11 protein-coding genes and 1 tRNA gene are annotated in these 14,159 nt (G+C 70.1%); 7 read left to right on the forward strand and 5 right to left on the reverse strand.

Features of this window, described 5'->3' with window-relative positions; genetic code table 11:
- Window positions 1-45: 45 nt before the first annotated feature.
- Genes ABTY20_RS18935 through ABTY20_RS18950 form a run of 4 tightly spaced genes read right to left on the reverse strand, consistent with a single transcriptional unit; the run spans window position 46 to window position 5,349 of the window.
- On the reverse strand, window positions 46-252 hold the full coding sequence (locus ABTY20_RS18935; RefSeq protein ID WP_351998146.1) for a hypothetical protein: 207 nt from the start codon (window positions 250-252) through the stop codon (window positions 46-48).
- 5 nt (window positions 253-257) lie between these two features.
- Complete coding sequence (locus ABTY20_RS18940) at window positions 258-4,580, reverse strand: phage/plasmid primase, P4 family (protein WP_351998147.1); 4,323 nt, start codon at window positions 4,578-4,580, stop codon at window positions 258-260.
- Window positions 4,581-4,636: 56 nt separating this feature from the next.
- Window positions 4,637-5,122 (reverse strand): PDDEXK family nuclease, encoded by a 486-nt coding sequence (locus ABTY20_RS18945; RefSeq protein WP_351998148.1) that lies wholly within the window; start codon window positions 5,120-5,122, stop codon window positions 4,637-4,639.
- A complete protein-coding gene (locus tag ABTY20_RS18950; protein WP_351998149.1) occupies window positions 5,119-5,349 on the reverse strand; it encodes a helix-turn-helix domain-containing protein in 231 nt (76 codons plus the stop codon). Before ABTY20_RS18950 ends, ABTY20_RS18945 begins: the two co-directional genes overlap by 4 nt.
- 218 nt (window positions 5,350-5,567) lie before the next feature.
- On the opposite strand from ABTY20_RS18950, the gene ABTY20_RS18955 reads away from it, so the two are divergent.
- The 7 genes from ABTY20_RS18955 to ABTY20_RS18985 all read left to right on the forward strand — a co-directional run bounded on the left by ABTY20_RS18955 (window position 5,568) and on the right by ABTY20_RS18985 (window position 13,472).
- A complete protein-coding gene (locus ABTY20_RS18955) occupies window positions 5,568-5,903 on the forward strand; it encodes a hypothetical protein (protein ID WP_351998150.1) in 336 nt (111 codons plus the stop codon).
- Window positions 5,900-6,325 (forward strand): hypothetical protein, encoded by a 426-nt coding sequence (locus ABTY20_RS18960; protein WP_351998151.1) that lies wholly within the window; start codon window positions 5,900-5,902, stop codon window positions 6,323-6,325. Before ABTY20_RS18955 ends, ABTY20_RS18960 begins: the two co-directional genes overlap by 4 nt.
- Window positions 6,322-9,015, forward strand: coding sequence for a DEAD/DEAH box helicase family protein (locus ABTY20_RS18965; protein WP_351998152.1), 2,694 nt, complete (start codon window positions 6,322-6,324; stop codon window positions 9,013-9,015). The genes ABTY20_RS18960 and ABTY20_RS18965 overlap by 4 nt, the downstream gene beginning before the upstream one ends.
- Before the next feature lie 33 nt (window positions 9,016-9,048).
- Entirely contained in the window at window positions 9,049-9,534 is a 486-nt protein-coding gene (locus tag ABTY20_RS18970; RefSeq protein WP_351998153.1) for a hypothetical protein, read from the forward strand.
- A 76-nt stretch (window positions 9,535-9,610) separates the two neighbouring features.
- On the forward strand, window positions 9,611-12,403 hold the full coding sequence (locus ABTY20_RS18975; protein ID WP_351998154.1) for a hypothetical protein: 2,793 nt from the start codon (window positions 9,611-9,613) through the stop codon (window positions 12,401-12,403).
- A gap of 281 nt (window positions 12,404-12,684) precedes the next feature.
- Window positions 12,685-12,778 (forward strand) — tRNA-OTHER (locus tag ABTY20_RS18980).
- Between the two features lie 79 nt (window positions 12,779-12,857).
- Window positions 12,858-13,472 (forward strand): hypothetical protein, encoded by a 615-nt coding sequence (locus ABTY20_RS18985; RefSeq protein ID WP_351998155.1) that lies wholly within the window; start codon window positions 12,858-12,860, stop codon window positions 13,470-13,472.
- Between the two features lie 91 nt (window positions 13,473-13,563).
- On the opposite strand, the gene ABTY20_RS18990 is transcribed toward ABTY20_RS18985, so the two are convergent.
- The gene (locus ABTY20_RS18990; RefSeq protein WP_351998156.1) at window positions 13,564-14,130 is read right to left on the reverse strand and encodes a hypothetical protein; all 567 of its coding nucleotides are present in this window, start codon (window positions 14,128-14,130) and stop codon (window positions 13,564-13,566) included.
- Window positions 14,131-14,159: the final 29 nt, after the last annotated feature.

A 14,159-nucleotide genomic window follows, 5' to 3' on the forward strand; every position in this document is an offset into this window, starting at 1 on the left:
CCGGGGGCGCCGGGACAACCCCTTGGGACCGTCCCGACGCCCACCCTACGGATGGGCCGCCAGACGCAGCCGCTCGCCGCCACGCTCCCGGATCCGGCGCACCGCCTCGGCGTCGCCGGCCCGGACGAACGACTCGCCGAGGCACAGGCTGTCCCCGTACGCGCCGTGGAAGTACGCGGGTCCGGCGGGCAGCCGGACCAGCCACACCACCCGGCCGCACGCCGGACAGATCTCCGTCCCGATCGTGGTCACGGCACTCAGTCCTTCGCGTAGCAGGCGTCCCACGACCGGGCCGCCTTGCTCGCGCCGGCCGTGACCGGCACGCCCTTGAACTCGAAGCTGAACGCCTCCAGCACCGTCTCCTTGACGCCCTCCACCATGTGCTCGGGGACGCTCAGGACGACCTCGTCGTGGACGACGCAGCGCAGCCACTCCAGGGCCTCGGGCAGCATGTCGGTGAGCCGCAGCAGGGCCTCACACATGATGTCCCGAGCACCGCCCTGACCCATGAGCGCCGGGGCCTGCGTCCACGCGCGGTCGGGATTGCAGCGCATGAGCCGGCCGAAGCCGTTGTCCAGCAGCTCGCCGGCCTTCGCCCGCTCCCGGACCTCGTTGCGCCAGGCGCACAGCACCGGGTACTGAGCGTTCATCTGGTCGTCGAACTTCTGCGCCAGCTCCAGCTCGACACCGGAGTTGGCGATGCCCTTGACGCTCATGCCGTAGTTCCAGCCGTGGCCGATGCGCTTGGCGTTGTCACGCCACTCGCCGTCGTGCCGGCCGAACACCGCGTCGGCGATGCGCGAGTGGGCGTCCTCGCCGGGGGCGAAGTTGGCCATGTACGCCGGGTCCTGGCAGTGGCCGGCGATGGCGCGCATGTCGACCTGGTCGAGGTCGAACGCGATGAGCAGGTGGCCGTCGTCGGCGATGAGCGGACGGCGCTGATAGACCTTGCCGCCGCGCTTGCCGATGTTGGTCACGCTGGGGCGCACGTACGCCCACCGGCCCGAGCCCTGGAGGTCGCCGACCTGCGGGTGGACCCGGTCGCCAACAAGGTGGTCGGCGATCTCCTGGAACTTCTGCACGGACGAGGTCACGGTGACGATGTGGCCGCACATCTCGCGCAGCGCGTCCACGTCGGCCCCGCGCTCGGCGAAGAACTTCAGCACGTTGGGGTTGAGCATGGCCGGGATCGTCTCGGCCCCGGCGCCCTTACCGCGCATGTAGCTCGCCTCGCCGAGCGCGTCCTTGTTGAGGCTGATCATCCCGGACGCCGTCTTGGGGTACGACGTGGCGCCACGGTCCGCGAAGGCCCTGATGATGGCCTCACGGCCCTCGGTGGTGGACAGCGGGGCCTTGACCGGCTCGTCGGTGAAGACGCGGTTCTTTCCCCGGCCCTTGCCCACCGAGCGGGTCAGCGGGACGCCGCAGTGCTCGTGCAGCCACTCCAGCGACTCTCGCCGCTTGTCGGCTTCCGCCTTCACCATCTCGTGCAGGACGGGGACGTCGACCTTCCAGCCGGTCAGGGTCGGACGGTGCTGGATGTGGGCCACGCGCATCTCGCGCCGCACGTAGTCAGACGGCTCGCCCAGAGCGCGCCGCACGCCCCGGGTGGCCTTCAGGTCGCCGCTGAAGTACGCGCGGTACTCGGGGTCGTCCTCGGGGATCCGGCCGAACCCGATCTCCAGCCGCTCCTCCGTGGTGAGCTTGCGGCCGTCGATCTCCTCCGGGGCATGCTTGAGGGCGAGGCCCTTGAGGTCGTCGGTCTTGCCCTCCATGCCGAGCCGGGCCGCCAGCGCGTCCAGGCCGTAGTACCCCTTGGTCGCCCAGGGCTTCTCGTGCGCGGCGCCGGGCGGGTCGATAGTCTGCGCCCACCGCAGGGTGTCGACCGTCTTGGCGGCCAGAGCGTCGTAGTCGGCGCCGTGGTGGAGGGCGAGAGCCATCAGGTCGTATCCGAGCAGGTTGTGGCCGTACAGCTCGTCGGCGTCCTCCAGGCGCTTGATCAGCTCCTCCGGGGAGTTGACCACCACCTCGGTGCCGTCCTCGGTGATGTAGCCGGACAGGCGGACGTACGGGTCCCCGCCGATGTCCTTGTGGGTGAACAGTCGCTTGACGGAGTGGCCCTCCAGGTCGAACCCGACGGACCCGCCGGCAGCGGGCGCCGGGGACGGGGCGGGGACGACGGCCGCAGGCACGTGATCGGCTTCCGCTTCCGCGAACGGATCACGTCCGAAGGGGTCCACCGGCAGGGGTGGTTCAGAGGCTGTACCGCCTGTACCGTGTGCTCCGGTAACTCCTATAGGAGAGCCAATTTCACCGTCATAGGGAGAAGAGGGTACAGGCGGTACACCCTCGTCGCCCCCCGGGTTGACCTCGTCTTTTCCGTTCGGGTCCTGGAAGCGCACACCCAGCCACGCGTAGTAATTGACTCCCGTGGCGATCTCCGGGGACAGTGTCGACCGTCCGTCCTTCGCCCGGATCTTCTTCCGCTGCACGCCGTTCCGCGTGCACTCGTCGTGGCCTCCGAATCGGGAGACGAACGTGCGGTCCGTCCACTCCCGGTGGCCCTTGTCGGCGAGGTACTTGTTGAAGACCTCGTGCAGTTCCCGGGCGGTGATGTGGGAATTCCAGTCGAACGTCAGCACGTCGCTGATGAAGGACAGGATCAGATCCGATTCCTTGCGCCACTCCCTGGTGTCGTCCTCCACCCGCTTCGGCACGGGCGGCATGATGCGGCCGGCCGCGTACCACTTGCGTGCGCCCTCCACGACCCACGCCAGGACGGCCGCAGGCACCCGCTCGTCCGTGGCCAGGCGCTGCCGCAGCGTCATGTCGGCCGGCTTGTCGTTCGGCCCCGTGCAGGGCTCCCCCGGCTTCCTGAACGTGTACGGGAAGCGCAGCAGGGCGAGCCGGCGCCATGTGCCGTGGTCCGTCTCCTCCACCAGCGGCTTGTGGTTCGTGTTGATGATCAGCGTGTGCGAGGTGGTGAACGTGACGGGGTCCTGCCTCATCCGGCGGGCCTTGATGGCTTTGGTTCCGGCGAGCTGCTTGGCCCGGTTGACGTCCAGCTTCTTCGCCTCGGGGGTCTCCTCCAGCACGGCGAGCCGGGCGCCCATGAAGTCCATCATCTCGGTCGGGTGGTTGTCGGAGGCGTTGCCGAGCAGGGCCCGGTGGGCGACCACCGTGTGATACCCGTCCTTCTCCCCGACCGCCCGCGCGATGGCGTCCATGACCGTGGACTTCGCGTTCGACCCGCCGCCCTGGAGCAACAGGATCAAGTCGTCCGGCGGGATGTGACCGGTGCCGGCCTGGCCGATGCGGAGCTGGAACCAGTCCTGCACGTCCCCGGGTACAGCCTCCAGGGCCTTGTCCCAGTCAGGGTGCCGGGCGCCGGGGACGTAGTCGCATCCGGTGATCTTGGTCATCAGCCGGTCGGGGTCGTGCGGGGTGAGCACGCCGGTGCGCAGGTCCACGATCCCGTTCTGGCAGTTGAGCGCGTCCGGGTCGGCGTCCATCTCGTCCGCATGCGTGACCAGGGTGCCCCGGGACAGCTTGAGCAGGTTGCCCAGCTTGGACGCGGAGAGCGCGCTGCGCCAGCCGTCCATCTCCAGACGGTAGTCCTTGTTCGGCTCGGCGCGCTGCTTGTCGAGCGCCCGCTGGAACCCGGCCAGCGCCCACTGCCGGATCTCCTCCAGCACAACCGGCTCAGGGCATTCACGCCAGACCTTGCCGTCCCAGCGAAGCCACCCCAGTCCGTACGCCCAGCGGTAGGAGCCGTCCAGTGCCTCGGAGCACACCGTGTCGGCGAGGACAGCGTCGCTGAAGGCCGCGTCCCGCGTGTTGTCGGACGGCATCTCGGTGGTGGCCGCGTCGCGCAAGCCCTCCAGCGTGCCGCCGGCGTGGAAGTAGTCGTCCACGCCTTTGACTTCCTGCTCACCCACCTTCTCGGGGACGATCAGGTACCGGATGTCGGCGGCGCCCTTGGACTCCAGCCACATACCGAGCCGGCGCATGGCGCCCAGGACGTTGCGGTTGTGCTTGGCGTCGGCGTCGAAGCAGATGACGACGGTGCGGCCTTTGAGCGGGATGTCCTCCCAGTCGCCGAGGGTGCCCAGCCGGGAGCGCCAGTTGTAGACACCGGACAGGGCGACGACGGCGAGGCCCTTGCTCGCCAGAGAGTCCGCTTTCTTCACACCCTCCGTGATCCACAACGGGGCCACGCCACCGCGTACCGAGGTCGCCACCAGCGGCGGGACGTCCAGTCGCGGCTTGGTGCCGACAGGGGTCGCGTACTTCACTTTCTTCTCACCGCACGGCTGCGGCTGGCCGGGCTTGAATTGCGCGCCGATGCGCTCGCCGGTCACCCGGTACATCGGGATGAGCAGGCCGGGGAACGCGGTCTCCTCGCGCCAGGCCCACACCGGGATGGACTCCTCGCGCAGGCGTGCGCGGTCCTCGTCGGTGCCGTACAGGGTCTCGTAGCCGCGTGCGTCGCGGTGTTCGGGGGCGATCTCGCTGGCGTCCAGCTCCGCCAGGTGGTGCGGTGACACCTGCCCCGGGTTCGTGTCCACGTAGGTGGTCATCGTGGCTTCCTCGATTCCTTGGTCCGTGCTTCCTTGGTCTGCTGGGGCGTGGGCACTTACGTTCTCCTCCCCTTCCGGCCGGCAGGTGCGCGGCGGCGGTCGAACCGGGCGGTGTTGGCCGCCTCCCACGCCGTCCGGAACTCCGGGCCGGTCCACATGCGGTGGACGTCGGCGACCATGCCGCTCGGGTGCCAGACGCGGACGGTGTGGTCCCGCCCGCAGACGTCGCCCAGGCGGTGCAGGCCGCGCACCGTGAACAGCATCCGGCCGGTCAAGGCGACGAGCCCCTTCCAGCGTGGGTCGTCAAAGCTATCCGCAAGCGGCTTTATCTCCATCCACGCCTGGTCAGCGCCCCGGCGGGGCCGGATGCGGAAGTCGGGGAGGTACCCGCGAGAGCCGACGCGGTACGCCTGCGGCTCGTACTCCCACGGGATGCCGGCGCGCTCGAAGAACACGATCCACCGGGCCTCCAGCCGCGAGCGGGTGGTGACCCCGTGCACGGTGGTCGGTATCGGCTTGACGGTCTGGTACAGGCCGGTCATGACGGTGCGCCGGTGAGCACCGGCGAGGCGGCCGACACCTCGACGACGACCGGTGTGCTGCGCGCGGCCAGCCACGCCTCGGACTCGGCCTCGGAGATCCAGACGCGGCCGTTGCGCGTCTTGTGCTTGGTCAGCGGCACCTCCGGGTCGTCCAGCCACCGGTAGACCGAGCCGGTGTGGACCCCGTGCCGGGCGGCCACCTGTGCGACGGTCAGAAACCCTTCCACTGTTCCTCCTTGACGATGTGTAAGCGTGCGGACCGAGGATACCCACGTTTACACACGATTACACGAGGGGTACGATAGCGGACAGCGGGGCCCGACGGGACCCCGGCGACCACAGACCAAGGAACCCCGGGACGCCGGGCGACGATGGGGGCAACGCGGCCCGCCCCGTGAGGTGCGGGTTCGGTGATTGTGCACCCCGCTGGGAGGATCACGGACCCATGACCAAGGAAGAGGCCGCCTACGCGGCAACCCTGAACCTGCTCGGCTCCGACGTGCTCGACCCGCGTCCCGAGGGCCCGGACGCGGAACTGGTCGCCACCCTCGCCGAGGCGCGCCGGCGGGCCGCCCACTCCACCGGCCCGCACGTCGACTGCCCGTACTGCTTCTGGACGGTGCGCTGCGACGGCACGGACGAGGACCAGGGCGAGCACTTCGCCGACCTGTGGGAGCACCTGATCGCACGCCACGGCGCCGACCCCAGGTTCGCCGACGACACGGCCCGCAAGGCGTGGAGCCGCGCCGTGGCCGAACACGAAGGAGCGAAGGCCGCATGAGCGAGACGAAGTACCAGGTGCTGTTCCAGGGCGGCGACGGCCGGGAACAACTGTCGGACCCGGAGTCCAAGGACGACGCCCGGCACACCGCGCGGGAGCTGGAGCGCAAGGGCTACTCCGTCGGCTCTGTCATGGACGTGGACTCCGCCCGGGAGTACGTGGAGTACCGCTACGCGCCGACGTACCGGGGCGTGACGATCCCCGACGACGTGCGCAACGACGGCGTCCCGCGCAGCGTGTACGACGCCTGGCGCCGTGGCGTGGACTCCATGTTGGAAACGGCCGCGCCGCTGCTGACCGCCTTGGCCGACGCCGAGCACTGCGAGTTCGACGCGTCGGGCGCCTGCCTGACCCACGACTACCCGCCGCCGCTGTGCGCGGACGGCGAGGCGCAGAAGCTGCTGAAGGGGATGAACCGGTGAGCCCCGCGAGCGAGACCCTGCAACTCCGCCCGTACCAGCGCGAATGCATCGACGCGATTCAAGCCGCGTGGGCCGACGGGATGCAGCGGCCGGCCGTCGTTCTGGCCACCGGCATGGGCAAGGCGCAGCCGGTGGACGAGCCGGTTCTCACCCCGCACGGGTGGGCCAAGATGGGGGAACTTGCCGTCGGGGATGAGGTGATCGGGTCCGACGGCCGGCCGGTACGGGTGATCGGGGTCTTCCCGCAGGGTGTCCGGCCCACGGTTGTGGTCGGGTTCGCCGACGGGACGTCTGTCCGGTGCGACACCGATCACTTGTGGACCGTGCAGACCCGGTTCATGAAACACGACGCGAAGCGCCGGGGCTCCGCAGCCTGGAAGACGCTCACGGCGTCGGAGCTGGCCGAAGCTCCAGGCGTCTGGTACGTGCCGGTGGTCCACCCCGTGGAATACCGCGCCGGCGGGGAACTGCCGCTCGATCCGTACACCCTTGGCGTGTTGCTCGGCGACGGCGGCCTGAGCGTGCCGACGGACCTGCGCTTGCACACCCGGCACGATGTCGTCCCGTTGCTCACCCTGCCCGCCGGTCACCGGGTCACGCTGTACCGGGACCAAGGTGTCATGGGCAACTACCGCATAGCGTCCGGCGTAGGCCGGTCCGCCAACCTGGTGAAGAACGCGCTCCGGGACCTCGGACTACTCGGCCACACCGCGCCCGGCAAGTTCGTCCCGGAGCTGTACCTGCGCGCCGGGTCGGCTGACCGTCTGGCCATCCTCCAGGGGCTGCTCGACACGGATGGCTGCGCCGCCGGCAACGGCGTGGAGTACACGTCCGTCAGTGAGGCCCTGGCGAACGGTGTCGCAGAGTTGGTGCGCTCCCTCGGCGGGTACTGCCGGATTACGGAGAAGCGGACGTCTTGGACGCACCTGGGCGAGAAGCGGCACGGCACCGCGTACCGGGCGTACATCAAGCTGCCCCGGGACGTTGCTCCGTTTCGCGTCCCACGCAAGGCTGAAGCACTGTCGGGCGGCCAGCAATTCGACCCTGTGAAGAAGATCAAGTCCATTACCCCGGGGCCGGACCTGGAGTGCGTGTGCATCAGCGTGGACGCCCCGGACCGCCTGTACGTGACCACCGGGTACGCGCTCACGCACAACACTGTCGTCTTCTCCCGCATGGCGGCCGAGCACGTCGCGGCCGAGGGCACGCGCGTCGTCGTCCTCGTGCACCGCGACGAGCTGGCCGACCAGACGCTGAACAAGCTGAAGCAGACCGAGCCGGGCCTGTTCACCGGCAAGGTGAAGGCGTCGGCGGACAACGTCGCCGCCGACGTCATGGTCTGCTCCGTGCAGACCCTCGCCCGGGAGAAGCGGCTGCACCGGCTGATCGACAGCCAGGAGAAGTGCGGGAAGATCGGCCTGGTGATCGTTGACGAATGCCACCACGCAGCGAGTGTGAGCTACCGCAACATCCTCGCCGCGCTCGGCTGCTACAGCGGGATGCCCGGCACGCGGGCCGTCGGCTTCACCGCGACGCTGGCGCGCGGTGACGGGCAGGGCCTCGGCGACGTATGGGAGGACGCCGTCTTCACCCGCTCCCCGCTGTGGGCCATGAGCCGGGGTTACCTCACCGACGTGCGCTCCAAGCTCATCGACGTGGACACCCTGCACCTCGGGGACGTCAAGCGGTCCCGAGGCGACTACACGTCCAGTTCCCTCGGCGACGCGATGATGGAGGCCGGCGGTCCGCAGATCATCGCCAAGGTGCTGGAGGAGCACGCCGCAGACAGGCGCAGCCCGATCGTGTTCACGCCGACGGTGGAGGTCGCGCGGGCGACGGCCGAGGCGCTGCCGGACGCGGCGTACGTGCACGGGGGCACGCCCCGGGACGAGCGGCTGAGCATCTACCGCCGGTTCCGTACCGGTGATGTGCGCACGCTGGTCAACTGCATGGTGTTGACCGAGGGCGCGGATTTCCCGTTCTCCGACTGCGCGGTCATCGCCCGGCCGACCAAGTCCGAACCTCTGTTCATTCAGATGGTGGGCCGGGTGTTGCGGCCGTCGCCGGCGACCGGGAAGACGGATGCGCTGGTGCTCATCCTGGCCGGCGAGGGCGGGTCGTTGTGCACGCTGGTCGACCTGGAGCCGGGGGCGCAGATCCGGGAGGTGGCCGACGGCGAGACGCTGGCCGAAGCCTACGAGCGCGGGGAGGCGGAGAAGGACGCGAAGGTGCCGGCCGGTTCGCTGCGGTTCGAGCTGAAGCACCGGGACGTCGACCTGTTCAAGGCGTCGGCCGCCTACTCGTGGCTGCGCACCCACGCCGGGATTCAGTTCATCCCGCTCGGCGACAACGGCGAGATCGTGCTGTGGCCGAACCGGGACGAGGCGGAGAAGTGGGACGTCGCCTACGCGCCGCCGCGCGGGAAGTGGGAGCGGCTGCACGAGGGCCTGGACCTCGGCATCGCCATGGCGTGGGCGGAGACGGAGGCCACCGACCGCAGCGCGCTGAACATGACCAAGTCGGCGGCGTGGAGGAAGAAGCCGGCGTCCCCGAAGCTGATCGGCCTGCTGCGGTACGCCGGACACACCGTGCCCGACGGCATCCGGGCCGGCCTCGCCTCGGACCTGTTCGCCGTCACCGTCGCCTCCCGCAAGCTGGACCCTTTCATGCCGCGCGACAACCAGGTATGATTTAGCTAAATCGACAGGAACGAGGACCACGGAATGAGCGACGAGACGAGGCTGCGGGCGGCCGTCCGCGAGGAGATCGCCCTGGCGTTGAAGACGCTGAGCGAGGCGGCCGAGTGGACCGAGGCCGACGAGGATGCGCTGACGGCGATCCGACGGACGGTGGAGACCTTCGGGCGCCACTACTCCGGAGCCTGCACCGAGGCCGACGGGAAGCAGGCGCAGGAGCCGAAGAACCCGTTCGCCGAGCCCGCCGAGCAGCCGCACATCCACCGATTCGAGTACGCGGACGACGGGATGTTCGGGCACAGCGGGTCGTTCTGCGACTGTGGCGCGGAGGAGCTGGCCGTCGAGAACGAGCGGCGGCGCATCGCCCACGCGGCGGCGTACCTGCCCGCCGTTGACCTGAACGCACTCGACGCCGGGGCGTACAAGCTGCTGGGCAACCTCGCCCGGACCGACGCCTACACCAACGCCGTGATCCGCCTGGTGCAGCACGGCGGCCCGCGCATCGGCCGCTGACCCACCCGGGAGGGCTGCGGCGGCCCTCCCCACCTGGCCGTTAGGCCATTGACCAAGGAACCAGGAAGGTACGCCCATGACTCAGTCGACCCCCGAGCGCGCACCGTGCGCCGTGTGCGGCAAGGAGTGCAGCGTCAACGCGGACGGCACGGTCCGCCACCACACCACCAACAACCCCGACTGGCAGGCCAATCCGGAGCCGCACACGTCCAACAAGTGCAAGGGCGCCGGGGAGAAGCCGGCCGGCGCGGCCGAGGCCCTGACGACCGGAGGGAGTCAGTGCCGCCTGTGCAAGCACCCGGTGGAGCTGACCGGCAACGGACGGGTGCGCAGCCACCTCACCCCCGAGCAGACGCCCCGGCCCTGTCCCGGCGGCAGCGACTTCCCGCTCGGCACGTACCCGGACATGGTCGGTACGACGGACGGCCTCGTCGCCTCGCTGGCCGTCGACTGCGGGCACGTTCCGGCCGGCCAGTGTTACGGCTGTTACGGCGCGGCCGGGAACCCGGTCTCCGACGGCGAGCTGGACGCGATGGCCGAGGCGCAGGGCCGGGGCGAAGCCCCGTGGGGCGTGTCCCCGGAGTCCGTGACGCAGCCGACGATGGCCGACCAGTTCACGGCCGCGCCGCTGACGGAGGCCCTGGCCCGGGAGACGTCCGGCGTCGGAACCGTCCTGGACGTGATGGACGACGACATGCGCGCCGAGGCGGAGCGGTTCATGGCAGCCGCGAAGGGCCCCGACGACACCCCCCGAACCGACCGCCCCAAGGGGTTCGATCCGGCGTGCGGCAAGTGCGGCACCGACGACCACCGGTGCCCCGGCTGCGGTACGGACGTCCGGCACGGTGTCGTCGCGTGTGACGACTGCGAGCGGGAGCTGCTGGCGCGCAAGCTTCCTGCGGGCCGGACCGAGGACGGCCGGCGCTGCGAGCACCACGACGCCGTGTTCGGCGTGGAGGACGACCGGCTGGTGTGCGTCGCCTGCGGGACGCCGTGTACACACCCCGACGGGTTCACTGAGAACGATCCTGTGGAGGACGACGGGGAAGGGCTGGTTTTCCGGTGCGCGCTCTGCGGCGCCGTGGACTCCGGAGGTGACGAGGCGGCCGGCCCCGACCTGGACCCCCGGGACGTGATGGGTCAGGTGCGCCGCGATGCGGCGGCCGTCCGAGCAGCTACCGGCTCCGTGCGCGTCGGCGACCTGGAGCACGGCGACGTCTTCGCCCGGCGCGGCACCGCCATGCGCGTGACCAGCGCGGGCTACGGCGTGGTGGAGGCCATCGTCGTGGACAACGGCCCGCACGCCGGGCGTACAGGTGAGCTGAAGAACCCCGACGAGGTGGTGGAGCGGATCGCCGCCGGACCCAAGGAACAGGAGACCACGGAATGCGCGGACGAGACGATGCCGCAGCAGCGGCCCGCTTCCTCAGCAACGAGTTCGACGAGGACGACTACGCCGACAGCCCTGGCCCCTGGTTCCCCGCAGCGTACGGGGGCGAGTGCACCTGTTTCGCCCCAATCGGAATCGGTGACATCATCCGCGCCGACGGCTCGGGCGGCTGGCAGGGGCGGGAGTGCTGCGGTGGCGACTGACCAGGCAACGGCAGCGGCGGCGTTCCTCAGCGGCGGCAGGCCGGCGACCCCGGCGTCGACCGGGGCGCAGGGCGACCAGGCGGCAGCCGCCGCGCAGTTCCTCGCGGGCGGGTCCGGCGCGCACGGGGAGAAGGAGACCAAGCGCGACCGGTACGGCCGCTACCTGATCCCGCACCCGGACACCGGCAAGGAGCAGGCGTGGACCCGGGCGACGACGTTCGCCAAGTCGATCAGCGACACGTACGCCCTGTCCCAGTGGGGCCTGCGCATGGCGCTGATCGGGGCGACGATGCGCCCGGACATCGTCAAGCGGGCTCACGGCAAGCACGTGCGCGCCGATAAGAAGCTGCTGGACGAGCTGACGGCGGAGCTGAAGACGGCGGCCGGGGACAAGGTTGCGGCCAACCTGGGCACGTCGATGCACTCCTTCACGGAGATGGCCGACCGGGCCTGGCACTCGCCGGGCGGGCCGCGCAGCATCCTGGACCAGGTGCCGCCGGACTGCCGGGACGACGTCGAGACGTACATCAGGCTGCTGGAGGAGACGGGCCTGGAGCCGGTCCCGCACCTCATCGAGTTCACGACGGTCGTCAAGCAGTACGGCGTCGCCGGGACCTCGGACAACTGCTACAAGGTCACCAAGCCGCTCACGCTGAAGATCGGCCGAGCCGAGGTCCGGCTGGCGCCCGGTGAGTACGTCATTGGCGACAAGAAGACCGGGCGGGATCTCGACTACGGGTGGCAGGAGATCGCCATCCAGCTCGGAACGTACGCGCAGGGCATCAACACGTCCGGTGTGTGGGACCGGCACGACGAGGTGTGGCACCCGGACCCGTTGAGCAGGTTCGACAAGCCGGGCACGAAGGTCCGCACGGACGCGGGCATCGTCGTGCACCTGCCGGTGGACAAGTCGGTGGACGAGTCGGAGAAGAAGGAGCCGGCGGTCTACGGCATCGACCTGGAGTCCGGCTGGAACGCGGCCGTGCTGTGCGAGCGGGTGCGGGCCTGGCGCAACGTACGCACCCTCGCCTCCCCGGTCATGGTCTCCGAGGCGGACACGTTCGCGCCGTCGCGCTCGCAGCCCGAGGCCGTCGTGTCCCGGACGGCGGTCCGGCCTCCGACCTTGCGGGAGAAGGCGAACGCGGTCACGTCCAAGGGCGACGCGTCGGCCGTCTGGCAGGAGGCGACGGCGGCCGGCCTGTCCCGGGCGGAGGTGGACGAGCTGGTCACCGTCATGCAGGCCAGGCTGCGGGAACTCGCCGAACCCGGCGGGTGAAGAGGGTTTAATTAAATCCTCTCCCGGGGTATCATAAAAGCGTACGGAGCACAGCAACTCCGGGCGGGACGGGTGTAGTTCACGAACCGTCACAGACCCGCCCGGACCAACTCCACAGAGACCGCCCCGACCAGGGACCGGGTGCCGTAGGGATACGGCTGATACCTGGTCGGGGCCCTGAGAGACCCAACGACGAACCAGCCGTGCGGCAAGTAGCCCGAGGGCGAAACACCAACACCGGCGGTCGGCTCGGGGTCTGGCGGCGGCCGTAAAACGCTGGTCGCGCGGTAGCTCAACTGGCTCAGAGCACAAGGGCCCCGGTCACCCCGTACCGGCAATCCCTCGAAGATCCGGGTTCGAGACCCGGCCGCGCACCGGAGCCGGATGCCACTGGCTCCCCTCCCCGCAACCGGCGGGGCACCCAGTCACCCAAGAAACCAAAGGACCCACAGACATGACGACCCAGGTAGACCCGTTCACCGCCGAAGCGGCCAAGGCCGTCGCGTTCCTCAGCGGCCAGGGCGGGGACAAGGTCCCCGCCGCCAAGTTCCCCAAGGTCGGGTTCGAGATCGACGGCACCATCCTGAGCTGGCGGATGACGCAGCAGTCCGACAACGTCTCCAAGGAGCTGCTGTTCTGGGAGAACAAGCGCCCCACCCCGATGTCCAAGGTCCGGTTCCCGGACTCCGCCCGCCCGGTCGAGATGATGGTGATCGAGTACCAGGGCGACCCGACCGGCGTCACCTGGGAGGGCAAGGACTACGAGGAGGTGGAGGTCCCCGACGACTCGGGCCGGCGGGTCCTCTACGTCACCGGCGGGAAGATTAACGCGCTGTACCAGGCGCTCCAGGCCGTCGGTCTCCAGCTTCCGGAGCAGCAGGGCGGCCGGATCCAGATGCGCCGGGAGCGCAGCGTCAAGGCGCCGGGTGCGCAGTTCGCCAGCCACGCGTTCACGGCCAAGTACACCAAGGCCGACGACAACCCGCGCCGGGCGAAGGACATGCCGGTGCACAGCTCCACCGCCTCCAGCGGCGGGGACGGCCAGCCGGTGGACCCGTTCGGCAACTGAGCGGATCTACGGCACCATGAAGAAGACCCCCGGGAAGGGCACTCCCGGGGGTCTTCCCTTGTTCGCGGCCGGTGGCCGCGCCTGCATCATGTCAGGCCGCTACACGTCGGCGCCGCTTCGGTTTCGCCGGGCGCGGCGTGAGCACGGGTGTCCCGTTCGGGAGGCGCGGCCAGGCCACAGCTCGCAGGGCGTCCAGGTGGAGCTGCGGCACCCGCACCACCGGCTCGCCGTATGCGGCGTGGCCGGCCGCGCGCAGCCACCAGGCGTCGCACATGTCGCCGCCGCGATCGCCGGGGAACGTCCGGCCGGCGTACGTCAGCGCGGCCAGCGCCATGTTGTCCTTGTCGGCCCCGCCGTGGCCGGTGGCGTACAACTTCAGCGTGGACGCGTTGACGAGGACGTACGGCACGCCGGCCCGGCCGAGTGCGAGGATGGCGACCGCGTGCACCATCGGGACGACCTTGGCGGCGTCGCCTTTCAGGCCGGCGCGGATGTCCTCGATGACGGCGAGGTCGGGGCGGGCGACGCGCACCGCCGCGCACAGTCGTTCCTCTATGCCGAGCAGCCGGCCGTAGCCTTTGCCGCGCGGCTTGACGACGGCTGTCGAGTTGTCGGGGAAGGCCACCCCCGTGCACGTCATCGACAGATCCAACCCCATGATCCGCATTCCTTGGTCCTCCGCCCCTT

It is taken from the genome of Streptomyces sp. NPDC126497 (assembly GCF_040302425.1).
Classification (GTDB): domain Bacteria; phylum Actinomycetota; class Actinomycetes; order Streptomycetales; family Streptomycetaceae; genus Streptomyces.